The 25,327-nt window shown below is 62.8% G+C and carries 23 protein-coding genes and 1 pseudogene; 5 read left to right on the top strand and 19 right to left on the bottom strand.

Features of this window, described 5'->3' with window-relative positions; translation table 11 throughout:
- Positions 1-18: 18 nt before the first annotated feature.
- Positions 19-2,511 carry a DNA topoisomerase (ATP-hydrolyzing) subunit B gene (gyrB, locus tag GJ695_RS23230; RefSeq protein ID WP_154368993.1) on the top strand — a complete coding sequence of 831 codons (2,493 nt, stop codon included), beginning with the start codon at positions 19-21 and terminating at the stop codon, positions 2,509-2,511.
- A gap of 58 nt (positions 2,512-2,569) precedes the next feature.
- Here gyrB and GJ695_RS23225 read toward each other — a convergent pair.
- The 8 genes and pseudogenes from GJ695_RS23225 to GJ695_RS23190 all read right to left on the bottom strand — a co-directional run.
- Positions 2,570-2,788: pseudogene (locus GJ695_RS23225) on the bottom strand (DNA cytosine methyltransferase); the annotation flags it as partial.
- 905 nt (positions 2,789-3,693) lie between these two features.
- Entirely contained in the window at positions 3,694-4,104 is a 411-nt protein-coding gene (locus tag GJ695_RS23220) for a hypothetical protein (protein ID WP_154368989.1), read from the bottom strand.
- A gap of 20 nt (positions 4,105-4,124) precedes the next feature.
- Positions 4,125-4,829: a hypothetical protein gene (locus tag GJ695_RS23215; RefSeq protein ID WP_154368987.1), complete on the bottom strand. Its 705-nt coding sequence runs from the start codon at positions 4,827-4,829 to the stop codon at positions 4,125-4,127.
- 21 nt (positions 4,830-4,850) lie between these two features.
- Positions 4,851-7,640 carry a type VI secretion system Vgr family protein gene (locus GJ695_RS23210; RefSeq protein ID WP_154368985.1) on the bottom strand — a complete coding sequence of 930 codons (2,790 nt, stop codon included), beginning with the start codon at positions 7,638-7,640 and terminating at the stop codon, positions 4,851-4,853.
- 11 nt (positions 7,641-7,651) lie between these two features.
- Positions 7,652-8,587 carry a type VI secretion system baseplate subunit TssG gene (tssG, locus tag GJ695_RS23205; protein ID WP_154368983.1) on the bottom strand — a complete coding sequence of 312 codons (936 nt, stop codon included), beginning with the start codon at positions 8,585-8,587 and terminating at the stop codon, positions 7,652-7,654.
- On the bottom strand, positions 8,551-10,377 hold the full coding sequence (gene tssF / locus GJ695_RS23200) for a type VI secretion system baseplate subunit TssF (protein WP_154368981.1): 1,827 nt from the start codon (positions 10,375-10,377) through the stop codon (positions 8,551-8,553). Before tssF ends, tssG begins: the two co-directional genes overlap by 37 nt.
- Before the next feature lie 95 nt (positions 10,378-10,472).
- Positions 10,473-11,381, bottom strand: a complete 909-nt coding sequence (locus GJ695_RS23195) for a hypothetical protein (RefSeq protein WP_154368979.1) — start codon at positions 11,379-11,381, stop codon at positions 10,473-10,475.
- A gap of 95 nt (positions 11,382-11,476) precedes the next feature.
- Positions 11,477-12,022, bottom strand: a complete 546-nt coding sequence (locus GJ695_RS23190; protein ID WP_154368977.1) for a type 1 glutamine amidotransferase domain-containing protein — start codon at positions 12,020-12,022, stop codon at positions 11,477-11,479.
- Positions 12,023-12,118: 96 nt separating this feature from the next.
- On the opposite strand from GJ695_RS23190, the gene GJ695_RS23185 reads away from it, so the two are divergent.
- A complete protein-coding gene (locus tag GJ695_RS23185; RefSeq protein WP_154368975.1) occupies positions 12,119-12,844 on the top strand; it encodes a substrate-binding periplasmic protein in 726 nt (241 codons plus the stop codon).
- Positions 12,845-12,847: 3 nt separating this feature from the next.
- Here GJ695_RS23185 and GJ695_RS23180 read toward each other — a convergent pair whose 3' ends face one another.
- The 3 genes from GJ695_RS23180 to GJ695_RS23170 are packed head-to-tail and all read right to left on the bottom strand — an operon-like array spanning position 12,848 to position 16,031.
- Positions 12,848-14,467, bottom strand: coding sequence for a DHA2 family efflux MFS transporter permease subunit (locus tag GJ695_RS23180; protein ID WP_208023454.1), 1,620 nt, complete (start codon positions 14,465-14,467; stop codon positions 12,848-12,850).
- Positions 14,464-15,519 carry an HlyD family secretion protein gene (locus tag GJ695_RS23175; RefSeq protein WP_229260632.1) on the bottom strand — a complete coding sequence of 352 codons (1,056 nt, stop codon included), beginning with the start codon at positions 15,517-15,519 and terminating at the stop codon, positions 14,464-14,466. The genes GJ695_RS23180 and GJ695_RS23175 overlap by 4 nt, the downstream gene beginning before the upstream one ends.
- A gap of 2 nt (positions 15,520-15,521) precedes the next feature.
- Positions 15,522-16,031, bottom strand: a complete 510-nt coding sequence (locus GJ695_RS23170) for a winged helix-turn-helix transcriptional regulator (protein WP_154368971.1) — start codon at positions 16,029-16,031, stop codon at positions 15,522-15,524.
- 99 nt (positions 16,032-16,130) lie between these two features.
- On the opposite strand from GJ695_RS23170, the gene GJ695_RS23165 reads away from it, so the two are divergent.
- Positions 16,131-17,675 (top strand): TolC family protein, encoded by a 1,545-nt coding sequence (locus GJ695_RS23165; protein ID WP_229260631.1) that lies wholly within the window; start codon positions 16,131-16,133, stop codon positions 17,673-17,675.
- A gap of 1 nt (position 17,676) precedes the next feature.
- Here GJ695_RS23165 and GJ695_RS23160 read toward each other — a convergent pair whose 3' ends face one another.
- The 8 genes from GJ695_RS23160 to GJ695_RS23125 all read right to left on the bottom strand — a co-directional run bounded on the left by GJ695_RS23160 (position 17,677) and on the right by GJ695_RS23125 (position 24,010).
- Positions 17,677-18,945 carry an NAD(P)/FAD-dependent oxidoreductase gene (locus tag GJ695_RS23160; protein WP_154368969.1) on the bottom strand — a complete coding sequence of 423 codons (1,269 nt, stop codon included), beginning with the start codon at positions 18,943-18,945 and terminating at the stop codon, positions 17,677-17,679.
- Positions 18,942-19,250 carry a c-type cytochrome gene (locus GJ695_RS23155; protein WP_154368967.1) on the bottom strand — a complete coding sequence of 103 codons (309 nt, stop codon included), beginning with the start codon at positions 19,248-19,250 and terminating at the stop codon, positions 18,942-18,944. The genes GJ695_RS23160 and GJ695_RS23155 overlap by 4 nt, the downstream gene beginning before the upstream one ends.
- Positions 19,251-19,357: 107 nt before the next feature.
- A complete protein-coding gene (soxA, locus tag GJ695_RS23150; RefSeq protein ID WP_154368965.1) occupies positions 19,358-20,089 on the bottom strand; it encodes a sulfur oxidation c-type cytochrome SoxA in 732 nt (243 codons plus the stop codon).
- Positions 20,086-20,412, bottom strand: a complete 327-nt coding sequence (gene soxZ / locus GJ695_RS23145; RefSeq protein WP_154368963.1) for a thiosulfate oxidation carrier complex protein SoxZ — start codon at positions 20,410-20,412, stop codon at positions 20,086-20,088. The genes soxA and soxZ overlap by 4 nt, the downstream gene beginning before the upstream one ends.
- Positions 20,412-20,849, bottom strand: a complete 438-nt coding sequence (locus tag GJ695_RS23140) for a SoxY-related AACIE arm protein (protein WP_154368961.1) — start codon at positions 20,847-20,849, stop codon at positions 20,412-20,414. Before GJ695_RS23140 ends, soxZ begins: the two co-directional genes overlap by 1 nt.
- Entirely contained in the window at positions 20,846-21,322 is a 477-nt protein-coding gene (gene soxX / locus GJ695_RS23135; RefSeq protein ID WP_154368959.1) for a sulfur oxidation c-type cytochrome SoxX, read from the bottom strand. The genes GJ695_RS23140 and soxX overlap by 4 nt, the downstream gene beginning before the upstream one ends.
- Position 21,323: 1 nt before the next feature.
- On the bottom strand, positions 21,324-23,510 hold the full coding sequence (locus tag GJ695_RS23130) for a xanthine dehydrogenase family protein molybdopterin-binding subunit (protein WP_154368957.1): 2,187 nt from the start codon (positions 23,508-23,510) through the stop codon (positions 21,324-21,326).
- Positions 23,507-24,010 carry a (2Fe-2S)-binding protein gene (locus GJ695_RS23125; protein WP_154368955.1) on the bottom strand — a complete coding sequence of 168 codons (504 nt, stop codon included), beginning with the start codon at positions 24,008-24,010 and terminating at the stop codon, positions 23,507-23,509. The genes GJ695_RS23130 and GJ695_RS23125 overlap by 4 nt, the downstream gene beginning before the upstream one ends.
- A gap of 152 nt (positions 24,011-24,162) precedes the next feature.
- Between GJ695_RS23125 and GJ695_RS23120 the strand changes: the two genes are divergently transcribed.
- Positions 24,163-24,774: an OmpW/AlkL family protein gene (locus GJ695_RS23120; RefSeq protein ID WP_154368953.1), complete on the top strand. Its 612-nt coding sequence runs from the start codon at positions 24,163-24,165 to the stop codon at positions 24,772-24,774.
- A 66-nt stretch (positions 24,775-24,840) separates the two neighbouring features.
- Positions 24,841-25,266, top strand: coding sequence for a YdgH/BhsA/McbA family protein (locus tag GJ695_RS23115; protein ID WP_154368951.1), 426 nt, complete (start codon positions 24,841-24,843; stop codon positions 25,264-25,266).
- Positions 25,267-25,327: the final 61 nt, after the last annotated feature.

Below are 25,327 nucleotides of genomic sequence, written 5' to 3'. Positions count from 1 at the left end.
TTTTAGAGAAAGCAGCACATGTCCGAAGAGAATGCAGTCCCCGCGGTAAAGAACGAAGAATACGGCGCCTCCTCGATCCAGATCCTGGAGGGTCTGGAAGCAGTCCGCAAACGTCCCGGCATGTACATCGGCGACACCTCGGACGGCACCGGTCTGCACCACCTGGTGTTCGAGGTGTTGGACAACTCGATCGACGAATCGCTGGCCGGCTATTGCACCGAGATCCACGTCACCATCCACTCCGACAACTCGATCTCGATCACCGACAACGGCCGCGGCATCCCGGTCGGCCTGAAGATGGACGACAAGCACGAGCCGAAACGCTCGGCGGCCGAAATCGTGCTGACCGAACTGCACGCCGGCGGCAAGTTCGACCAGAACTCGTACAAGGTCTCGGGCGGCCTGCACGGCGTGGGCGTGTCCTGCGTCAACGCCCTGTCCAAACTGCTGCGCGTGACCATCCGCCGCGACGGCAAGGTGCACCAGATGGAATTCGTGCGCGGCGTGGCCCAGAACCGCGAAATTGAAATGCGCGACGGCGTGGCCGTCTCGCCGATCAAGGTCATCGGCGAAACCGACAAGCGCGGCACCGACGTGCACTTCTGGGCCGACGAGGAAATCTTCACCCACGTCGAATTCCACTACGAAATCCTGGCCAAGCGTATCCGCGAACTGTCGTTCCTGAATAACGGCGTCAACATCAAGCTGACCGACCAGCGCACCGGCAAGGAAGAACTGTTCGCGTTCGAAGGCGGCACCCGCGGCTTCGTCGAATACATCAACAAGGCCAAGACCGTGCTGCACCCGACCGTGTTCCAGGCCACCGGCGAACGCCAGTCGGACCAGAACACCACCATCTCGGTCGACGTGTCGATGCAGTGGAACGACGCCTACAACGAGCAGGTGCTGTGCTTCACCAACAACATCCCGCAGCGTGACGGCGGCACCCACCTGACCGGCCTGCGCGCGGCGATGACCCGCGTCATCAACAAATACATCGACGAGAACGACTTCGCCAAGAAAGCCAAAGTGGAAATCTCCGGCGACGACATGCGCGAAGGCCTGACCTGCGTGCTGTCGGTGAAGGTGCCCGAGCCGAAATTCTCGTCGCAGACCAAGGACAAGCTGGTGTCGTCCGAAGTACGCGGCCCGGTCGAAGAGATCGTCGCCAAGACGCTGTCGGACTACCTGCAGGAAAAACCGAACGACGCCAAGATCATCTGCGGCAAGATCGTCGAAGCGGCGCGCGCGCGCGAAGCGGCCCGCAAGGCGCGCGACCTGACCCGCCGCAAAGGCGTGATGGACGGCCTGGGCCTGTCGTCGAAACTGGCCGACTGCCAGGAACGCGACCCGGCGCTGTGCGAACTGTACATCGTCGAGGGTGACTCCGCAGGCGGCTCGGCCAAGCAGGGCCGCGACCGCAAGTTCCAGGCCATTCTGCCGCTGCGCGGCAAGGTGCTGAACGTGGAAAAGGCGCGCTTTGAAAAAATGCTGTCGTCGGAACAGATCACCACGCTGATCGCCACGCTGGGCACCTCGATCGGCCCGGACGAATTCAACGTCGAAAAGCTGCGCTACCACCGCATCATCATCATGACCGATGCGGACGTTGACGGCGCCCACATCCGCACCCTGCTGCTGACGCTGTTCTACCGCCAGATGCCGGAACTGGTGGAACGCGGCCACATCTACATCGCCCAGCCGCCGCTGTACAAGGTCAAGGCCGGCCGCGACGAGCGCTACCTGAAGGACGACGCCGAAGAAGCGACCTACATGATGAACGTGGCGCTCAACACCGCCGTGCTGACGCCGCGCGAAGGCGGCGAGCCGATCCAGGGCGAAGCGCTGGGCGAACTGGTACGCCAGTTCAACCTGGCCAACGTCATCATGACGCGCCTGACCCGCGTGATCGACCGCGCCGCGCTGACCGCCATCATGACCGGCGTAACGCTGGACATGAGCACGCAGGAAGCGTCGGAAGCCTCGGCCCGCGCGCTGGAAGAGAACATCAACGACATCGCCGTCAAGGTGACGGTGCGTTCGGACGAGCTCAACGAGAAGCACTCCCTGTGGATCGAGCGTATGCACCACGGTAACATCAAGGTCAGCTCGATCGACGCCGACTTCGTGCTGAGCGCCGACTACCGCGTGCTGGCCGAAGCCGCCGCCACCTTCACCGGCCTGATCGGCGAAGGCGCCTACGTCCGCCGCGGCGAAGGCGAGCGCACCAAGGAATCGGCCGTGACCGACTTCCACCAGGCGATGCAGTGGCTGCGTGACGAATCGGAACGTGTGGTGTCCAAACAGCGCTACAAAGGTCTGGGCGAGATGAATCCGGAACAGCTGTGGGAAACCACCATGGACCCAACCGTGCGCCGTTTGCTGAAGGTGCAGATCGAGGATGCGATTGCTGCCGACCAGATCTTCACCACGCTGATGGGGGATGATGTGGAACCGCGCCGTGCATTCATTGAGACCAACGCGCTGCGGGCGGGGAATATCGACGTTTAATAAATTAAAAGCCTAAGCATTTAAATGCTTAGGCTTTTAGTACTATTTCCCTCGGGGATTACAAACCATTTATCTCATCGTTAAACAGATTATCTTGCCCTAAAATATCAACGATTTCTTTCAGACTCCGACGTTCGCCGCCAAAAAACTGTTTCATAATTTCCCTTCCTACAACTGCCCCGAGCAATGGCGGCACTGCATTTCCTACCTGACGAATGGGATGGCGCGAGGTTCCTGAAAATGCCCACCAGTCAGGAAAAGTCTGCATCCGAGCTGATTCACGAGGTGAAACCTCTCATGGTTCGACGGGATGAACATGCCCCTTTCCACCACCTTTGTCTGACCCAACAATAAAACTAAAAAGCGGTGTCAAATTACTCAATTTTCAATGGGAAAGCCTATTCCATAGGATTAAAAATTAATTAGCATGGATGCGAACTAGCTCTGGTTTGGCTCAACGGTGGGTACCCTAACTGGAGGTGGAGGCTCTAGGCCCACGATAGGCTTACGCTCGCGGCGACGAACCATTAAGCTACCGCGTGGTACACGCGGTAGGTGCGTTTGCAATTAAGTTCCCAACCCTCTCGACGTAGCGGCACATGCAAATGCCGGTAGCGTAACGGCGTTTCTACTGCGCCAGTGCAGCCAGGCGCTCAAGCAATGGCCCGTCGTCCAGCAGTGTCGATGCTTACTGGAACAACGATCTGGAGATGCTGATTAGCCTACGAGTCCGCGCCACACCTAACTCATGGATAGTCATCAAATGCGTCACAGAGCTAGCCGCTTTGCTTGGGGGCTAATCATTTTCGGCCAACGACATCCCTGAGTGCAGCGTTGTCTAGCATCGCATTTGCCAACAGCAGCTTGAGCATCGCGTTTTCTGACTCGACTTTCTTCACATCCACCGAACTTTGCTTTCCAGTTGTAGAACGTCGGCTCTTCAATACCGTATTCCCTACTACAGTCCGACATTTGGCACCGGCTTCGGCCCCCTCTTTGAATACCGTAATAATCTGCTCCTCTGTAAATCGCTTTTTCGTGTCCGCCTCCCAGTTGGCAGACTCTAGCTTAACATCGCGCTAAACTGGGGTAGCAGGTCAGATACCTTGGTTTGCGCTAAAGCCGCATTTGACTTATTCAGACCAAGCGACTGGCTCGGCCAAAATTTTTGTGCATTGATCTTCAGTCTTTCCAGTCGCGGAGGATCTGCACGAGGTCCTGTTTCGTCGCACGCTTGGCCTTCAGAATAGCTGTCAATTCTGCGAGACTTACTGGATAGTCGGCAAGCAGTTTAGGTAGTTCGTCGCCAGGCACAGTTCTCATCCAGACTGGATCAATACCGGATGGCTGTACCATAGTGGCTCTGAAGTCGCCTTTGACATTGAAATAGACGTGATAGGTGCTGTGCCCCTCATCCCAGCTCTTATCATAATAAAGGACTGTGCCTTGAGGCAGTAATGAGTAGCTGTTCTGATCCTTGCCTTCAATCAGCAGCGGTTCTTCAAGGCGATACGCTTTCTTTCCGTCCATTTTCATAGCTCCTTTTCCCCAAAGAAAGACTATCAGAAACACGACACTAAACAGGGCGAACATATACAGCAGAATTTTCCTTTTCATTTCGCGCCCTTTGCATAGCTTTGAACTTTTGATGGTGTGTATTTTTTTTCTTTCTCTAACATGAGCTGGACATCCGCAGGCATAAAAATATGTGACGGCCAGAACCCAAAGTTGGAGGTGCGTGCCGCGATTTTTTCAACCTCACTCATACCTCTTCCTTCATTGTAAGGCCCCGGATTAGCATCCAAGCCCGGTAAGGCCAAACGTGCACCAGACAGCGACATTGTCACGCAGTTATTGGTTATTGCATGATAGTTCTTTGGCAACTTAAATTCTTCTTCTTTGGGATGAGCCGCACGACGCTTTGTTGCTCCGGCCGTCAAGGATTCGTAGTGCGAAAAGATCTTATTTGCTTGCTCCTCTGTGACGTTATACGAGAAGCCTTTCGTGATACGCCCAGTAGCGTTCTCCCCGTCGATGTATGCAGCAAAGTCACTCCAAACTCTAAGGATACCTTCCCCTTCTGCACTATATTCCCCATTAGTTCTGCCATATCTGCCAAAGTCATATATCTTTTCTTGCTTAGCAGTGGTCACTCTTAGTGCCATGTGGCCGTAGGTATGCATGCCATCGGGAGCCTTGTAGGGGCCACCGATCAGCAGCTCAATCTTTGGAGACATCAACTGAATAGTCGTGTGCTTCTCAGCAGGGATGTTGATTCCCTCCTTGAGGCTCTGAGGTGTCTGTTCGGTTTTTGGCATTTGGTCCTCACTGAAACGCAATCAGGCACTAAGATCGCTAACCTGACCGAGTTCAGGGAACTCCAATTTGCAGTGACCTGAAACTATCGATTCAATTCGAGCGAAGCCCTGTTCATCAAGCGATCCTTGATGCTTTACACCATCTGCGTCGGTCAGTATGTAAGCCTCTCCACTTGCGGGAAGTTCTCCATTAATGAGCGTGACTTCCACCCATGTTTTGTCTACAAGTAGTTTTGACAATTCAGGGAATTCGCGACGAAGATCTGAAGAAGCGCATTGCGCTCCAAATGCTTCGTGAACGGTTGCGTGCATCTCGTGCTTTCCATTCGTGTAGCCCTTGATGCCTTGCGCGTCAATGACTAACTCGCTACCACCACCGTTTATACGGATTCCCTGCTGAGCCCGAAGATTTATCCAGTCGCTTGTGCTGATGATGTCGAATACCTTTTTCGCCAGGAGTTCTATTCCGTCATTTTGGGCTTGCGTCACTATCCGGCCGGATGCCGCAGTTATCTTCGTTCCGCCTTCATTCGAAAAAAGGCTGATGCTATTTGCAGAACGAAGTGAGATCTGCCCTGCCGCACTGACGCGAGCATGTGCCCCACTGATAATGTCCGCGCCCGTTGAAGCATCCAATAAAAAATTCTGCGCAGTTCCCAAGACCAATCCTTCCGGTCCAAAGACGCCCACAATTGGTACTGGCTGATCTTCCAAGCTAAGAAGTTTCTTTATCAAATCCGATGAACTAACGGAGTCACCATCATCATGGGCATGCGTCGAAGCAAAGTGTGAGAGTTGCTCGGCAATCTTTTGAAGTCTTTGCGCCACATTACTCATAGCGGCACGATCTAAATGCGTACCTTTAGTTGAAAGCTCCTCGGCAGTAATTAGAACGCCTTCCACTCCTCGCACAGCCACTGCGTGATCACTGCATAGCTCAGCCCCTTGCCCTCTCGGCTGGCCACCCCCATCGAACCTCGGCTTGGTTAAAAATCCGAGGTTCAACTGCGAGTTTCCATGGTCGCTGGATAGTTGTGCACTGATTTGTCCGTTAGTATCGTCTAACCCAAGCTGATTTCCACGTGTGCCATTTATCTCACGACTTTTTATCCCCGAAATGTAACGATTCCCGGGAAGGCTACCCTTGCTACTCAATCCCGGAGGTTGTGCTTCTTGGTTGTAGAGCTGGGCAACTATTACAGGCTTTTCGGGATCTCCGCCAAGGAAGCTAACCAAAACTTCGCTGCCCACACGAGGCAATCCAATCGCGCCACATTGCTGGAAAGCGCCGGGACCATTGCCGGCCCAATTGGAGGCTACACGTACCCAGGCAGAATCAGTTTCAGTATCTGATGCGCCTGCGCCGGCGGCTTCTTCGTGGTCCGTAGTGCGCGTTCCGGGGAAGCGGATTTTTACTCGGCCGAGTTGGTCGCAATGCACTTCCTCGCCTTCGGGGCCAACGACGATGGCGCTTTGCATTTGGACTTGGGGCAGGTCGGTGCGCGGGTCGTAGGCGGGGACGATGGTCACGCCGCGCCGCACTGCGGTGAACTGGATGTGCATGCGCAGCGGGCCGGTGGCTACTTTGTCGCTGACGTCCTGCTGCATCTGCAGTGCTTGCGCGCCTTGCATCCAGCGGCTGCGGGTAAACAGGCGTTCGACGCGTGCAGCGAGTGCTTTGGGCAGGTTGTTCTGCGCGGTGACCTGCAAGGCGGTGACGACGAAGTCGCGGTCCTCTGGCGCGTGTTCGTCCACTTCCGGATGCTCGGCGAGCGTGAAGTATTCACCGGCGCACAGGTCGCGCACGCTGCCTTCGCCGTGGAAGCATTTGGACTCGTAATCGTGGCGGTACATGCTTACCTGGCCCAGGCGGCACAGGTCTTCGTTATCGTCGCCGGCGTGCGGCATCATGACTTGGTAGTCGTCAAGCGTGGCGGCCAGTTCGTTGCCGCTGGGGCCTTGATCGACGCCGCTGCTGGCTTGCGCCATCATGAAGTCGCGCCCTTGGGTGTTGCGGTAGTCCCAGCTGTGGCGCGTCACCATGCCCGGTTGCAGGCTGCGTACCGCGCTCCAGGAAGTGATGGTGTCGCGTTCCTCGGTCGCAGCGTCGCGGTGGTAGCGGATGGTGCCGGCGGCATTCTGGCGCAGGCTGTCGGCGCTGTTGAACAGTACCAGCGTGTGTGAAGGCGCTTCGGCCTCGCCATCGGCATGGATGTACCAGCCGATGCCGCGCCGCTTAAGCAGGCGGCGGATGAAGGAGGCGTCCGATTCGTTGTGCTGCATGGTGAATTCGCGCTGGGGATAGGTGCGCTGGCCGAAGGCTTCATCGGTCTCGTGCTTGAAACAGGTGCCGAGGATGGCGCTTTTCTGCCGCCATTCGTTGAGGAGGCGCTGGACGATTTCCACTTCGTTCATGTTGCGGAACACGCGGGTGTTGGTGCGTTTTTCCAAAATCGCCAGCGCGTCGCGTAGCACCAGCTGGTAGCTGGCAAGGCCGCCGTCGCTGTCGCCGGAAGCGGCTTCGGTGACGATGCCGCATACACTGCGCAATTCGCCACGGTCAGTGACGAATTGCAGTGCTGCCGGCACGGCGATCATTTCTTTCAGCGGCAGGTGCACATTGGAGGAGACGCACAACACGCGGTATTCGATACCGCCGCACAGCGTCTCGGAGCCGAACACGCGCTGCGGCAGCAGCATGTCGTCGTTGATCCCGCCCGGCAGGTCGAGGCGCAGCCGCAAGGGCCGGTTGCTGGTGACCAGTTCCTTGGCCAGGCCCATGAAGCTGAAGAAGTCGTTGTCGCTTTCCACAATCTCTCCCCTTAGCTATGCAGCAGATACATCAACTCGTCGCTATCCTGCGTGGTCGGTGCGGTCAGCAGCCTTGTGTTCACGCCCAAACGGCTACCGGCATCGAGGCTGGCGCCGTGCGCATCGGCGGCGCGCAGGATCAGGTGTACTTCGTAGGACATGCCGACGCCGCAGTGCAGGCCGAGCATGGATGCCAGGCTGCATGCGCCGCTGCGCTCCGGCAGGAAGCATTCGTATGCTTGTTTGTCCATGGGGCCGATGCGCAGGCGCGCGCGCGCGTCGCAGCGGTAGGTGCGTGCTCCCAGCATGACGCCGCCGCCCAGCGAGACGTTGACTTGTCCGAGACTGGCCTGGTCTTCGGCGGGAAGCGTTTGCCATTCGCCGATCAGCTGCTCCACCGTGAACGGCACGCCGAAGTATTCGGTGTAGACGCCGGCCATCATTGGCGCAGGCACTGCGCGGCTGCGAATCTGCATGGCGTAGAAGGCCAGCGTTTCGCGTTCGATGCTGTGGTCTACCGGATGCACGCCGGCGAGCGCGGTCAACGCAGTTAAAAAGTCCTCGCTTTCATCGGGCCGATAGTGAGCCCAGGCTTGGTGGAACAAAGACAGCGGCCGATGCGACAGCACATCCAGGAAGGCGCGCGGGCCGCCGTCGTTGCGTTCACGCTCATGCCGGTTGATACGTTCCGAGTAATGCAACGGCAGCACGCCCTGGCTGCCCAGCATGCCCATGAACGCGGGCGTCACGCGCACGCTGGCATCATCGCTGCTGATGTTCTCCAGCTGGTTCGGCGGGAATCCCATCGCCAGCCGGTTGCGGAAGCGGATGCTGCCCGGCCGCCAGCGCTCGATCAGCCGCACCGCCTGAAAGAATTCAAAGCGCTGCGGATCGGCCAGCAGGTGGCTGATCACGCCAGTGTCAGAGCGCCGTTGCGAGGTGCGCATCGCAGCAACTCCTTTCCGGTGACGTGGGACAGCACGATCAGTCGCGTAAAGCTGTTCAGGTGCACGTGCAGTCCAAACAGGTGGTCGAGGATCTGCGCAAACGCGTGGATGCCGGTGCCGGCGTAGGCTTCCTCGTCAAGCGACACTTGAACCTCGATTCCGCGCAGGTAGGCATTGCCCTGCGCCTGCCGCAGCCACGCCGTTGCGGGACGATGCGACAGCGCGGTGACGCCGTCGATCATGCGCTGGGATACGGTGCTGTCCTGCTGGGCGTAGAGGCGCAGCATGGCGCTCAACGCAGGCAGGCCCTCCTGTGTCAGCGAGCGGTGGTTCAGCGCCAGGTGCGCGATCAGTCCCCACTGCCGGCCGCCTTCCGATGACAGGCGGTGCGATACGGTCGGCCGGCGCAGCATGCGGATCGGGAAGCTGCCGATGGCGCTTTCGGTGCTCAGGTCGCCCATTGCGCGTCCGTACTGCAAGCCGTGCGGCAGGTTGCGGTTGGTGCAGGTGAGGCGTATGGATGCGGTGCCGCTGTTCATGCGCAGTGGAGAGAACGCGCGGTCGACCAGCGACAGTGAGTATTCAAGGCCTGCGGTCATCAGTTCATCGCGCTGCGCCAGCCAGTAGCGACCTTTCCTGTCGCCGGCGTCGCCATGGCGCAGCGAGTAGTAGGGGAAGAATTCGGTCACCTCGCTGCCATCCGGCGACTTGCGCGATAGCTGCACGCTGTCGATGCTGTAGATCTCGCAGGCGCTGCCTGCTATCTCGTCCGGCATCAACGGGTAGCTGCTGCGGGTGTGGGTGATGCGGATCGGCGTGGCGGGATGTGGGAAAAGGTTGACGATGGGTGTGCAGCCCAGCAGCGTGTTATCCGCCGTCAGTGAACGCAGGATACGGGCGGCAGGCGTGTCTGGCCGCACATCGGACAGCACCAGCCGCAGGGTCAGGCGGTTGCAGCTTTCTGGCACGGCGAGTGCGGTCAGGTCGATATCGAAGAAGTCGAACTTTTCCGGAAAGGCGAAGTACTCGCTCAACAAGCGGTAGGCCGCATGTTCGGACGGCGCGGCGGGCAGCAATGCCTCGTTGTCCGCGAAACCCACCGGTGCGAGCGGTATGCGCTCCAGCATGCGCCACTGCTCGTCCGCTTCGATGCACGCGCAGGCGGTATGCATGAACAGCGCGTCACGCAGCGTGGCGCGCAGCGATGCTTCGCCGTCGATGAAGACCCGCAGCGTGGAAAGCCCCAGGGCGGCCAGCGAACGGCCGGCGGTGGTACTTTCAATCGTGAAGCAGATGGCGGAGCCGGCGTCCGGCGGCAGCGGTAGCGACGTCGGTGTCTGGATGTACGGCTCGAACCATGCGGCGCTGATCAGCACCGGCGCCACGGTGGCGTCATACACGGTGCGGAAACGACACGCCACCGCGCCCTGCCCCAGCGCCTTCATGGCCGCGCCGCGCGGCAGCACGTTCACGCTGCTGATTTCATTGGCCCTGGCGCCGCTGTAGTCGATGTGCGCGATCGAGCACGCGGGAATCGGCCGCAGATAGTGCGGGTACAGCATGCCAAGCAGCGCTTCGGTAAAGTGGGAGTAGCCGTCGTCAAGCAGTTTGGCCACGCGCGCGTTGAGGAACGCGGAGGCCTGGATCAATCGTTCGACATGGGGATCGGCGCAGCTTTCGCCGCGGATTTGCAGGCTGCCCGCCAGCTTGGGATAGCGTCCCGCAAACTCGGCGCCAGCGCGCCGCAGCATGCTTAACTCGCGTTCGTAGTAGGGCAGCAGTTTTTCCATCGTGGGCATCCATCGGGGAAGCGCGCAACCGAACAGGCTGCGCAAGTCCCCGATGATGTCACGATGAATACTTCAGTTTTTGACCTTGAACAACCTTACTTCGTCACGCGGTCCCAGCCTTCCTTCACCGCCAGCTTGAACTTGTCCCAGGTCGACTGCGGGTGCTGCGTCTCCCACTGCGAGCGCAGGTGCGGTTCCGCTTCATCCCACGGCTTGTCCTGGTAGCCGGGATTGCCGGCCATCGATTCGCCGTAGCGGTAGGCCGGTTCCACCTCCTGGTAGGTGCCGCCGGTGTAGGTCTTTTCCCAGTGCGAGCGGAAATGGTCGTCTTCGGCGTCGTCGTTACCGGTCAGGATGTTCATGCTGTCCTGGTTGATGCCGGCGTCCCGCGGATAGATGCGCATGCCGCTGCGCTGCACGGTGTTCTGGATGTCGGCCACCGCTTCGGCGGCCGGCGTCACCGTGCCGCTGGCCACGGAGCCGCGCTGCATCGATCCCGGCGCCAGCACCACCTGTTCGGAACGCGCGAACACCACCGCGTCCTCGCGCGGACGGATGCCGTGCTGCTCGGGTGCTGCCTGCTGCGAGCCGATGCTGGTCTGCTGCATGCCGACGCCGCTGCGCAGCACGTCCGCGCCCCAGCCGCTGGCGCGCCACATGGTTTCGCTCTCGTCGATGTCGATCGGGTTGAAGTCTTCGATGATGTCGGCGGCGCGTTCGGATTCCTCCAGCGTCGCGGTGTCCAGCGCCAGCACGGTGTGGCCGCGGTTCAGCGCTTCGGCATACACGTGCTGGTCGGCGTGGTCGCGGCCCAGCATGTCGCTGAACATTTTCTTGACGTTGCCGAGGATGGACGCGTCGTCGTCGATGCGCGCGGTGCCGGCTACGCTGCCGGAGTCGTGGATCTGGATGCTGTCGCGGTCAAAGCCGTTGTGCACCAGTTCGTCCCGGGCCAGGCTGGCTTCGGCGCGGGTTTCAAATACGGCTGTGAGGGTATGTTGCATGATGATCTCCTGTGTTTTAGACGCATGAGCTCGATGTTCACCTTAGTCTACGATGGTCCTGCGCGACCGAGCGCCCGTTTGCCGCGCAGAAAGAGTTACGCCGCCAGCGCCTGCTTCAGCGCCTGGTTGAAGGCCGGGATGTCGTCCGGCTTGCGGCTGGTGATGAGTTTGCCGTCGGCCACCACTTCGGCGTCGCGCCACTGGGCGCCGGCGTTTTGCAGGTCCAATTGCAGCGACGGCCAGCTGGTCATCTGCTTGCCCTTGACCAGGTCGGCGTCGATCAGCGTCCACGGGCCGTGGCAGATGGCGGCGATCGGCTTGTTCTCGCGGCCGAATTCGCGGATGAAGGTGATCGCTTCGGCATGCAGGCGCAGCGCGTCGGGATTGGCCACGCCGCCCGGCAGCACCAGCGCGTCGAATTCGCCGGGACGGGCGTCGCGCACGTTCAGCTCGACGGTGAACTGGTCGGCCGGATCGGCGTGGTTGAAGCCCTGCACCTGCTCGCCCTTTTGCTTGGTCGAAATCAACGTTACCTTGGCGCCCTGCTGTTCCAGGAAGGCGCGCGGGCCGGTGTACTCCACCTGCTCGACGCCGTCGGTCATCAGCACTGCAATGCGTTTGTCTTGCAATTCCTTGGTCATGACGATACTCCTTGCTTGTGATCGAGGAGTTACAGCGTGCCACAGGCGCTTGGGCCTGCATGTGCGGGGTCCAACATACAGCGGCTATAATAAGCCATGCCTTCCCGATCCCGCCTATTTTTTCTGCCCCTGCCGATGCTGTGCGCCGCCGCGCTGGCCGGCCCCGGCGAGCTGGTGATGCTGGCGCCCGTGGACCAGGCCATGCCGATCGCGCGCTTCCAGAACGGCGCCATCGCCGGCGGCATCGTCAAGGATTTCGGCGACGTGCTGGCGCAGCGGCTGGGTCGCCGCCCGGTCTACCTCAACGCGGACGTGCCGGAAGTGACGCCGGCGCTGACCGGCGGCCGCGCCGACGCCATGTGCTATGTGATGCCGTTCTGGATCGACGGCGACTACAACTGGAGCCCGCCGCTGTTCCCGGATGCCGAAATGATCGCCGCCCGCAGCGATGCGCCGCGCCTGCGCTCCCTCAAGGACTTGCGCGACCGCCAGGTCGGCACGGTGCTGGGCTACCGCTACCAGCGCGTGGAGCTGGTGCTGGGCGCGCGCTTCAAGCGCACCGACGCGCCGAGCATGGAGGCCAATATCCAGCAGATGGTGGCCGGCAAGGTGCCGTACACGATGATCAGCGAGGCCACGCTGAACTACCAGCACCGCATCAATCCCGGCATGAAGGTGCGCGGCGACCTGGTGTTCTCGGCCTACAAGGCGCAGTGCGCGTTCTCGCAGAAATCCGCCATCCCGTTCGATGAAGTCAGCCGGACGATCGATACGCTCATCAAGGATGGCAGTATCGATCAGATCCTGGCGCGCTACCGCTGACGGTCAGTGGGCGTCGGCGGACGGCGCTTTCGGCGGCGTCACCTTGCGCATCAGCGGCACCATCGCGAAGGCGATCACGAAGCACGCCATTACACACAGGAACACGTCGCCGAAGGTTTGCGTCTGCGCTTCGCGCATGGTCAGCGTCCATAGCTGGCGCAGCGCGCCGGCCTGCGCGCTGCCGGCGTCCACGCCCCACGCCAGCAGGCTGCTGCCGGCGCCGGACAGCATCTGCCCCATCGCTTCATTGCCGGCGTTGAGGTGCTCGGCCAGCCGCTGGAAGTGCAGGTTGGTGCGGTCGTTGATCAGCGTGGCGCAGGCGGCGATGCCGATGGCGCCGCCCAGGTTGCGCATCAGGTTGAACAGGCCGGAGGCCAGCTTCAGGCGCTCCGGCGCCAGCCCGCCCAAGGTCAGCGTGACGGTGGGCGCCACGGCGAACTGCTGGCCCATGCCGCGCAGGGCTTGCGGCAGCATCAGTTGGTCCGCGCCCCAGTCGTGCGTGATCGGCGCGAAGTTCCACATCGAGACGGCGAACATCGCCAGCCCCACCATCATCAGCCAGCGCAGGTCGACGCGGTTGGCCAGCCACGAATACAACGGAATCGACATGATCTGGAATACGCCGGTGGACAGCACGGCCAGGCCGATCTCCAGCGCGCTGAAGCCGCGCACGCGGCCGAGGAACAGCGGCGTCAGGTAAATGGTGGCGAAGATGCCGATGCCGGTGACGAAGGAAAAGAAGCAGCCCAGCGCGAAGTTGCGGTCCTTCAGCGCGCGCAGGTCGACGATGGGATGCGCATACGTCATGCTGCGCCAGATGAAGCCGATGCCGGTCAGGCCGGAGATCCAGGCGGTGGCCAGGATCACGTGGTCGCCGAACCAGTCCAGGCGCGGACCTTCTTCCAGCGTGTATTCCAGGCAGCCGAGGAACAGCGACATCAGCACGATGCCGAAGTAATCGGCGTCCTTGATCAGGTTCAGGTTGGGCCGGTCGATCTTCACCAGTATCGGCACCACCACGGCGACAAACACGCCCGGCACCAGGTTGATGAAGAACAGCCAGTGCCAGTTGAAATGGTCGGTGATCCAGCCGCCCACCGTGGGACCGAGCGTCGGCGCCAGCGAAGCCAGCGCGCCGACGGTGGCGGCGGCGATCACGCGCTGCTTGCCGGGAAAAAAATAGAACGCGGTGGTAAACACCATCGGGATCATCGAGCCGCCGATGAAGCCTTGCAGTGCGCGGAAGGCGATCATGCTGTTGATGTCCCACGCCATGCCGCACAACATGCTGGCGACGGTGAAGCCGGCGGCCGAGCCGGCGAACAGCCAGCGCGTGGAGAACACGCGCGACAGCCAGCCGGACATCGGGATGACGATGATCTCGGCGATCAGGTAGCTGGTCTGTATCCACACCGTTTCATCGGCGCCGGCGGACAGGCCGCCGCCGATGTCGCGCAGCGAGGCCGAAACGATCTGGATGTCCAGCAGCGCGATGAACATGCCGACGCACATGGTGGCGAAGGCCAGCACCTTCTGCTGCATGGTCAGCTGCGACGGCGCCCATGCTGCTGCGGCGGGCGGCGGGGCAACCTCGGCAAGCGCTGCGGAGGCGCCGCTGCTCATGGCTGTCCGTCCGCGCGGCGCACGTCGATCTCGGCGTTGACCGACAGGCCGGGACGCAGCGTACCCAGGGCGCCGTCGCGTTCATCGAGCACAATCCGCACCGGCACGCGCTGGACGATCTTGGTGAAGTTGCCGGTGGCGTTCTCCGGCGGCAGCACGCTGAATTGCGCGCCGGTGGCCGGCGCCAGGCTGGCCACGGTGCCATGGAAGACATGGCCGGGCATCACATCGGCCACGATGGTGGCGCGCTGGCCGGGCTGGAAGCGCGCCAGCTGGCCTTCCTTGAAGTTGGCGTCCACCCACAGGCCGCGCGCCGGCACGATGGACAACAACTGATTGCCGACCGTGGCATAAGCGCCTTCGCGCGCGCGGCGGTTGCCGACCACGCCGTCGATCGGCGCGCGCAGCACGGTGTACTCCACATTCAGGCGCGCCAGATCGCGTTCCGCCATCGCCTGCTCCAGCGCTGCCTGCGCCTGCTGCTTGCGGGTGCCGATCACGTCCAGCTCGCGCTGGGCGGCGGTCAGCTGCGCCTGCGCTTTCTGGTCGCCGGCCAGCGCCTGCTTGTATTCGGCGTCGGCCTTCTGCGAGCTTTGCAGCGATACGGCCGCCTTGGCGGACAGGTTCTGGTAGCGCGTCTGGTCATCGCGGGCGCGCGCCGTCTCGGCGCTGCTGGCGTTGACGCCGGCGCGGGCCTGGCCGATCACCGCATCCTGCAACTGGCGCGTGGCGTCCAGGTTGGCCAGCGTGGCCTGGGCGGCGGCCACCGCGCCTTCGGCCTTGGCCAGCGCGGCGCGGTAGTCGCGGTCATCGAGGCGGGCGATCACGTCGCCGGCATGCACCAGCTGGTTGTCGCTTACCTCTAGTCTGGCGATGTAGCCGGCCACTTTCGGCGCGATCACCGTCACGTTGCCGCCGATGTAGGCGTCGTCGGTGTCTTCCACGAAGCGGCCGGTGCTCCACCAGTGGTAGCCGAAGCCCACGGCGCCGATGGCGATGGCGGCGATGACTGCGCGCGTGATCAGGCGCTTGCGATTGGGAGTCGTGGTCATGTTCATTCTCCCTTGGCGGCGGCGCGCCGTTCCGCTGCGCGCTGCATGCGCAGGTGGGTGGATGCGGTGGCGGCGGGGCCGGCGGCGGTGAAGTGGCGCGCCAGGTCGATGGGCAGGCCGGTATTGGCGTCCATCAGCACCGGATCGGCTTCCTCGCCGGTCACGCTGTCGCGCAGGATGATGGCCTTGCCTTCCGGCGCGAAGTGCTTGTTGCCCCAGGCGAGCATGGCCAGCATCACCGGGCGGAAATCGCGGCCGATATCGGTCAGCAGATATTCATCGCGCGGCGGTTTTTCCGAATAACGGCGGCGTTCCAGCAGGCCGGCGTCCACCAGATCGTTCAGGCGGCGGGTCAGCATATTGGGTGCGATGCCCAGGCTTTTCTTGAAGCCGTCGAAGCGCGTCTCGCCGTAAAAGCATTCGCGCAGGATCATGATGCTCCACCACTCGCCCACCCGGTCCAGACTGCGCGCGATCGGGCATGGCATGGCGCTCAGATTCGTCTTAAGCATGGTTCTCGTCCTTCAAAAATTTATTGATTGCAGTCGTCATCAAAACAAGCATATACTTGTTAGTATCAACTTGCAACAGACTTTTTAAGGGAGTGCAAAATGGACAAGACAATGCGGCTGGCCAGCGCCGGTCTGCTGGCCCTGACCGCGCTGACGGGATGCGCGACCGGGCCGGCGTACCAGCGGCCGGATGCGTCGCTGGCGGCGGCCTATCACTCGTCGGGCGCGCTGGCCGAACGCCAGGCGACCTTGCCGGCGCCGGCGCTGGACGCATGGTGGAACGGCTTTGACGATCCGGCCCTGCAGCGCATCGTGGCGCGGGTGCTGGCGCAGAACCTGGACTTGGCGGCGGCAATGGCGCGCGTGGATCAGGCGCGGGCGGCGGCGCGCATGGCGGATGCGCGGTTGCTGCCGGAAGGCGGCGTATCGGCCAGCGTGGCGCATCAGCGGCAGTCGGTAAACAGCCCGATCGGCAAGATCGCCAGCAGCTTCCCCGGGTATAACCGTGAGCAGTCGATTTACGACGCGGGGCTGGGCGCCAGCTGGGAGCTGGATGTGGCGGGCGGTCTGCGCGATGGCGCACAGGCTGCCAGTGCGGAAGCGCAGGCCGCGGAGGCGGATCGGCTGGGCGTGCGGGTGTCGGTGACGGCGGAAGCGGCTGATGCCTACTTCCGCGTGCGTGGCGCACAGCGGCGCATCGCTCTGGCGCAGGAGCAGATTGCCAACAACGGGCGCTTGCTGGAACTGGTGCGTTTGCGTCTGGCGGATGGGCTGGCGTCCAGCCGCGAGTCGGCGCAGGCCGAGGCGCTGGTGGCGCAGGCTCGCGCCACCGTGCCGCCGCTGCGCATCGAGCTGGAGGTGCAGCTGAATCGGCTGGATGTGCTGATGGGCGCTGCGCCAGGCACGTATGCGGCGGAGCTGGCGACGACAGCCGCCGGCGCGTCGGTGGCTGCCGATGCGGCGACGCCGATCGCGGGTCAGCCGGACGCCATGGTTGGCGCGACACCGCCGGCGGGTGCTCGCGGCGAGAACGCCACGGTGGCGCCGGAGACGCGTGTGCCGGCAATCGAGCTGTCGCAAGGGCCGGCGGACCTGCTGCGCCGGCGGCCGGACGTGATTGCGGCCGAGCGCCGCCTGGCCGCATCCAACGCGCAGATCGGCGCGGCGATGTCGGAGTACTATCCGAAGGTCACGCTGTCCGCCCTGCTGGGCCTCAGCAGCCTTGGCGCCAACGGTCTGCTGAGCGCCGCCTCGCTGCAGCCACAGGTGGCGGCCGGCCTGCGCTGGCGACTGTTCGACTTCGGCCGCATCGACGCCGACGTCGCCCGCGCCAGGGGCGCCAACGCGGAGGCACTGGCCGCCTACCGCAAGGCCGTACTGCGTGCGGCGGAAGATGTGGAGAACGCCGTCATCACCCTCACGCAACTGGAAGCCCAGCATGCCGAACTGTCCGACGAAGTGGACGCCCACATCCGCGCCCGCGACGCCTCCGAACTGGCCTACAAGGGCGGCGCCGTCAGCCTGTACGAAGTGCTGGAAGAACAGCGCCAGCTGCTCGCCTCCCGCGACCAGATGGCACGCGTGAACGCGGACAACGCCCGCGCCGCCGTCGCCACCTTCCGCGCAGCGGGAGGCGGCTGGTAAGTCAGGCGCCCAGCGTATCGGCCCAGATGTTGTGAGCCCAGTTCATCGCATACTCGCCTTCCAGCGCGCTGGGGCCGGACGATACGCCGCCGGAGCCGGAGACCACCAGCAGCGTCTTCTTCGCCGCGTCATACGCGTGGACCGAGGCGACGTGTATCACGTCATGGTCGGAGACAAAGCTGTAGCAGGTGTTGGTCAGCATGGGATGCGCATCGGGCGCGCGGCCGCTGAGCAGGTCCACCACGGCCGCCGCGCACACCTTGGCGTGCTGGTTGGCCATGTGCGCGGACTTGGGCATCAGCGGCGCGACGGCGATGGCGTCGCCCAGCACGTGGATGTTCTTCGCCTGTGTCGATTCGAAAGTGAGGAAGTCCACGCCGCACCAGTGCGCATTGACGTTGGCCAGGCCGCTCCGCACGGCGATGCTGCCGGCGCGCTGCGGTGGGATTACGTTCAGCACATCGGCCTGCACCTTGTCGCCCAGTTCGGAGATGGCGGTGCGGGCGGCGGCGTCCACGTCGGCGGTACGGAAGGATGGCCGATAGTCGATGATGCCGGCGTAGCGCTCGCGCCATACCTTCTTGAACAGCGGGCCTTTGGAGACCACGTCGTCATTGGCGTCCAGGATCAGCACCTTGGACTTGGGCTTGTGGCGGCTGAAGTAGAAGGCTATCTGCGATGCGCGTTCGTAGGGACCGGGCGGGCAGCGGTATGGGGCCGGCGGGATGGTCATGGCGTAGACGCCGCCGTCCGGCATCGCTTCCAGTTGCGCGCGCAGGGCGACGGTTTGAGCGCCGGCTTTCCAGGCGTGGAGGATGGTGTCCTGCGCGCCGGGTTTGAGCATGCCGGGCAACTGGTCCCACATGAAGTCGACGCCGGGCGAGACGATCAGGCGGTCGTAGCTCAGCGTTTCGCCGCCGGCCAGCGCCAGCGTGCGTTTGTCGGCGTTGATGTTGGTGACGGTGTCGCGCACGATGCGCACGCCGTGCTTGTCGGCCAGCGCGTTGATGGACATGGTCAGGTCGCCGATCTGGCGCGAGCCGCCCAGCACGAGGTTGGAGAGTGGGCAGGAAATAAAGCTGGCGTTGGGTTCGATCAGCGTGACGGCGATGCTGTTGTCGCTCCACATGCGGATATAGCGGGCGGCCGTGGCGCCGCCGTAGCCGCCGCCGATGACCACCACTTGCGGTTTGGCCTGGCCGGTGATGGTGGTGCAGCCGGCGAGCAGCGCGCTGGCGCCGGCTGCCTGGATGAATTGGCGGCGCTTCATGGGCGGCCTCCGGATTTTTGTGCTGCGAAGTAGGCGGCCAGCAGTTCGAGCTGTTCGTCGGTGTAGCCTTTGGCGATTTGCGTCATGATGGTGGATTCGCGTTGGCCGGTTTTGAAGGCGTGCAGGGTGGCGGATAGCGTTTGCTGCGACTGACCGGCGAGGCGGGGGAGCGTGCTGCCTTGGGTGTTGCCGGCGGTGCCGTGGCAGGCGGCGCAGGTGGCGGCCAGGCGTGCGCCGGTGGTGGGTTCGGCCCGCGTTAAACCCGGCGCGGTGGTTAAGGCAACAATCATCATCATTCTCAACATGCTCATCTCCTTACTATGATTGAGACGTGGACCCGCAGCCCGGACGCGGGGGTCTGACCCTGGACGGGGTCAGCCCCCTTTTTGCCGCAGTGCGGGTTGGCGGCCTGCTAGGGCCGCACCCCTGGCGATTCTATTTGCATTCCTTGGTCGCGTATCGCGAGCCAGGCTTCCAGCTCCGTCAGTTCCTGCGCGCCGAAGCGGGGTACTTCGGCGCGGACGCCGCTCATACAGTTGCGCAGGCGCCGCTGCAACGATCCCATCGCCTGCCATTCCAACCGATAGATCGGATACGCGCTCGCATGCGCCTGTGGAATCGTGCTGCCCGCCAGGCGCTTGCCCCATTGCTGGTCGTGGCACTGCGCGCACGACAGATTCAGCTGACCGATGCGCTGGTTGTACAACCGCTCCCCGCGCGCAGCGGCGGCGCGGGTTTCCACATCCTGCGGCGGCGTCACCGGCATGCCGCGCGACTGCATCGCCACATAAGCCTCCAGCCCAAGCAGCTCCTCGCTTTCCAAACGCAACGGCGTGGCATGCAGCTTCCGCTCAACGCAGATGTTGATACGCTGGCCCAGATTCACCACCTTGCCGCTACCCGCATCGAATGCCGGAAAGCGCGCGGCCACGCCGCGCATACTGCTGCGCGCGTCGCCATGGCATGCAACGCAGGACGTATTCCACTGCGCCTCACCACCGGCGATCCACAACATGCCCGGATTCTGCGCATCATCGCGCTGCATGGCTTGCGTGGCGGCGCTCATGAATTCCGCGCCGGAGCGACGGTCGTCGGCGGCCATCGCGGAAGCGGCAACCATGGCGAGGACCAGCGCCAGCTTCATGATGCGCTCACCGTCAGATTCGCCTTCTCGCTGTGCGCAAAGCCGTTGTCGCCCTCCCAGGTGAATTCCAGCGTGCCGCTTTCCGTGGCGACCGTGAAGAAGGCGATGTAGGGATTGGCCGATATGGCCTGATGCAGCTCGGCGCCGAAGACCTGCTCGCCGTTGTAACGGCAAACGAACTTGCGGATGATGTCACGCGCCAGCAGCTTGCCATCCGCGCCGACGCGGTAGCCGGTTTCCATCGGATGGCCGATCAGCGCGCGGATCTCGATAATCTCACCGCGCTTCGCCGTGGCCGGCATGTGGATCAGTGCGCGGGCCATCAGGGCGCCTCACCTTCCACGCACGCCGCCAGCGCGACGATAACGTCCACACCGTGCGACCAGTAGCTGCCGTCGCTCATGCGCGCCAAGGCCATCAACCGCTGCGAAGTGGCGAGGCGGATGCGGGTGGAGACTTCCGCCTTGCCGGCGCGCGGTCCCAGCGTGAAAATCGCCACATCGGTTTGCGGATTGCGCTCGGTGAAGATGGCGATGGCGCGGACGTGATCCGCCGCGCTCATCGGGCTGTCGACGGTGATGGTGACGGGAACAGCATTGCCGTTGTCGATCAGCTGCGCGACGTCGAAGGTGACTTTGCCTTCCTGCGGTTTGGCGCCACCGGTGAAGGTGTTGATGGCGGCCGCCATTTCCGCCGGCGTGGCGGAGGCAGGACGCACCAGCGCCAGCAGCGTCAGGCCGAGCAGGTCGCGGCGTTTCATGGCGCGCTTTCCTTCAGCGTTTGCAGCCAGGCGATGACGTCTTCGATCTGCTGCGCGGTGAGAATGGTTTTGTTCTGGTAGCCGGAGGCTACGCGGTTCAGGCCTTCGGTCTTGTAGTAGGAGGGCATGATGGTCGATGGGTTGAAGTGGCTGGCGTCCACGATGCGTAGCCGAAGCTGGGCGGCGGTCCAACGCTGGCCGGCGCCTTGCAGGTCCGGTGCGAGGTTGCCTTGAAAGCGTTCTTCCGCAATGGGACCGGTGTGGCACAGCAGGCAAAGGCCAACCTGGCGATTGGCCACGATGGCGCGGCCGCGCACCGCATCGCCGGCCGTTGCGCCGGGCAGCGGTGCCGCGATGCCGTCGCCGGCCACGACGAACGGCTTAACAGCAGACGAAGCGACTGCGAACGCGCCGGGCAGCAGCGCGGCCAGGGCCAACGCCCTCGCTACGCCACTGCGCCTGCGCGCCTTCATGCTAGGCCTTCTTCACCAGATTGTGGTTCTTCAGCGGCAGATCGCGCACGCGCTTGCCGGTGGCGGCGAAGATCGCGTTCAGCACCGCAGGAGCGGCCACCGCAATCGTCGGCTCGCCCACGCCGCCCCAGAAGCCGCCGGACGGCATGATGATCGATTCCACTTTCGGCATCTCATCCAGCTTCATCACCTGGTAGGTGTCGAAGTTCTGCTGCTCCATCTGGCCATCCTTCAGCGTGCACTCGCCGTACAGCGATGCGGACAAGCCATAGACGAAGGAACCTTCCACCTGCGCCTCGATCTGCTGCGGATTCACCGCGTAGCCCGGATCGGTGGCGGCGACGATGCGGTGGATCTTCACCTTGCCGGTCTTACGATCCACCGACACTTCGGCGCATGCGGCCACGTAGCTGCCGAAGCCCATGGTCTGCGCCAGGCCGCGATACACGCCCTTCGGCGCCGGCTTGTTCCAGCCGATCTTCTCGGCCACCGCGTTCAGCACGGCCAGGTGCTTGGGATGATCGGCCATCATCTTGCGGCGGAAGGCCAGCGGGTCCTGCTTGGTCGCATGCGCCAGTTCGTCCATGAAGCATTCGAGGTAAATCGTATTCTGGTTCAGGTTCACGCCGCGCCAGAAACCAGCCGGCACCGGCGGATTGCGCATCGCATGGTCCACCAGCAGGTTGGGGAAGCTGTAGCCGATGGACGCTTCCGGTCCCGGCGCGTTCAAGCCCTGGAACACCACCGGGTCCTTGCCATCCTTGAGCGTGGAACCGAGCGACGCCAGGATCGACTGGCCGGCGATGCGCATGTGCAGCGCCGTCACATTGCCCTTGGCGTCCAGGCCAGCCGTCAGCTTGCACTGCGTGATCGGGTGGTAGCGGCCGTGCAGCATGTCTTCCTCGCGCGTCCAGATCAATTTGATCGGCGTGCCGGGGAATTCCTTGGCGATCTTCACCGTCTGCGTCACCCAGTCATGCGTGGCGCCGCGCCGCCCAAAGCCGCCGCCCAGGTGCATCTTGTAGACGTCGCACTTGGCGGCCGGCAGACCGGCTGCTTCCGCCGTGGCGGCCAGCGCGGCCTCGCCGTTCTGCGTCGGTGTCCACACTTCGCAGCGCTCCGACGTCCAGATCGCGGTGGCGTTCATGGTTTCCATGGTGGCGTGATTCAGCCACGGGAATGAATACACAGCCTCGATCTTGCGCGGGGCGCTGGCGATGGCCGCCTTGGCGTCGCCGTTCGAGTTGCCCACCACCGCTTCCGGCGCATCCAGTGCGGCCTTCAGCGTGGCGGCGATGTCCTTGCTGGACAGCTTGGCGTTCGGTCCCTTGTCCCATTCGATGTTCAACGCGTCGAGTGCGGACTTGGCGCGCCACCAGGTATCGGCCACTACCACCACGGCGCTGTCGCCCAGCTTGAATACCTTCTTCACGCCGGGACGTTTCTCGATGGTGGAAGCGTCGAAGCTCTTCACCGTGCCACCGAACACCGGGCAATCCTTGATGGCCGCATTCAGCATGCCCGGCATCCTGATGTCCATGCCGTAGATCTGCGCGCCGGTGGTCTTGTCGACCGTGTCGAGACGCGCCAGGCGCTTGCCGGCCAGCTTCCAGTCCTTCGGATCTTTCAGCGCGATGTCGGTCGGCGCGGTCAGCTTGGCGGCGGCATCGGCCACCTTGCCGTAGCTGACGGTGCGGCCGGATGGCGTGTGCGTGATGACGCTGGCTGCGGCCACGCATTCGGACGCCGACACCTTCCACGCATCGGCCGCGGCCTGGACCAGCATGGTGCGCGCGATGGCGCCACCCTTCCGCACATAGTCGTGCGACTCGCGCACGCCACGGCTGCCGCCGGTGGAGAAGCTGCCCCACACGCGCTTGCGCGCCAGGTTCTGTCCCGGCGATGGATATTCGGTGGTGACCTTGCTCCAGTCGGCGTCCAGTTCTTCCGCCACCAGCTGCGCCAGGCCGGTCAGCGTACCCTGCCCCATCTCGGAACGGGCGATGCGGATCACGATGCTGTCATCGGGCTTGATGACCACCCAGGCGTTGACTTCCGGCGTGGACTCGGCCGCGCCCTTGGCGATTGGCTTCTGCTCCGCAGCCATGGCCTCGAACGGAATATGGAAAGCGACGACCAGGCCGCCGGTCATCTTCAGGAAACCGCGGCGGGAAAGCGGCGCGTTCATGCCTTGCTCCCTTCGATGCGTTGAATCGCCAGGCCGGCGCTGGCCGGATCGCCGCCGCGCACCGCGACGTGGATCGCCTTGCGCACGCGGTTGTAGGTGCCACATCGACAGATATTGGTCATCGCCGCGTCGATGTCGGCGTCGGTGCATTTGGGCTTGTCGCGTATCAGCGCGGCGGCGGCCATGATCATGCCGGACTGGCAGAAGCCGCACTGCGGCACATCCAGCGCCGCCCATGCTTTTTGAATGGGATGCGAGCCGTCCTTGGACAGGCCCTCGATGGTGGTGATCTTCTGCGTGGCGGTGACGGCCGACGCCGGATAGACGCAGCTGCGGATTGGCTGGCCGTCGATATGCACGGTGCAGGCGCCGCATTGCGCCATGCCGCAGCCGTACTTGGTGCCGGTGAGTTCCAGCTGTTCGCGGATCACCCACAGCAGCGGTGTATCCGCCTCTGCTTCGTACTCTCTTACCTCGCCGTTGATGTTGAGCTTAGCCATCCAAATCTCCTGTTTGTAGGTTGCCAAAATCGACCGCTGGTCATACTACCACTATTTCACTCTCGGAAAATTTTGACTTGGATCAATGTTTTTAGTGCGGTGCATCAATAGACTTTCCTACGTTACTAAACGACGACAAAGAGGGAAGTAAAATGAGTAAGACCGTAACAGCAGCAGTACTGGCAGCCCTGACCCTGATCACCGGTAACGCCATGGCCGAAGAAAGCCCATGGCTGGTGCGTGTGCGTGCTGTGCATATCGATCCCGCCGACAAGTCCGACCCCGTGGGCGGCACCGGCGCCTCCGATCGCCTGACCGTCAGCAGCAAGACCATTCCGGAATTCGACGTCTCCTATTTCTTCACCAAGAACATCGCGACCGAACTGATCCTGACCTATCCGCAAAAGCATGACGTGTCGCTGGACGGCGCCAAGATCGGCACCATCAAGCACCTGCCGCCAACGCTGACGGTGCAGTACCACTTCGCGCCGGACGCCACCTTCCGTCCGTATGTGGGCGCGGGCGTGAACTACACCACCTTCTCCGGTGTGAACCTGCTGAACGGCGCGGCCAGCCTGGAACATGACAGCTTCGGCCTCGCGCTGCAAGCGGGCGCCGATGTGGCGATCGACAAAAACTGGTCGATCAACTTCGACGTGAAGAAACTGCAGCTGCGCAGCGACGTGTTCATCGGCGGCGCCAAGGCCAGCCGCGTGAAAGTCGATCCGGTGCTGGTCGGCGTCGGTATCGGCTACCGTTTCTGATGCAGTGAAGATTCCCGCAGGGCAGCTATAATGTTACAAAACAGATAGCTACCCTATGGGAACTCCATGCGCAAAATCCTGATCGTCCTGATGCCTTTGCTGTTGGCCGCGTGCGTCGACGACAGCGCCTCGTATTATGCGGACGGTCCGGTCGGCAACCATGCGCTGACCATCCATCGGGCGCAGAAGCATTTCTGGAGCAAGGAAGCCAGGGTGGAATTGATCATGCAGCGCCTGCCGGACTGCATGCGCCGCATCGACCTGACCGAGATGCCGGCCGATGAAGTGGAAATCGAATTGCTGTCCGGCGGCGACAACGTCTGGACGCTGCGCGCCGGCAGCGAGATGTGGCAGATCGAAACGCAAACCTGCACGCTGTATCCCGACGTCAAAGGCGACGGCGGTGAATTGATGGGCGTGTTCCGCGACGACGGCGGCAAGTTCGTCTACGAAGCCGCCGTCATCGAAACCGTTCCTGCCGATACCAAATAGCAAACCGGGGTCAGTGCCGACATTCGGACACGGCCTCAACCGCAGGCGGTTGAGGCCGTGT

Source organism: Duganella alba (assembly GCF_009674495.1).
Classification (GTDB): domain Bacteria; phylum Pseudomonadota; class Gammaproteobacteria; order Burkholderiales; family Burkholderiaceae_D; genus Rugamonas; species Rugamonas alba.
The sequence above is the reverse complement of the archived record's forward strand: the minus strand, read 5'-3'. Positions and strand labels throughout refer to the sequence as shown.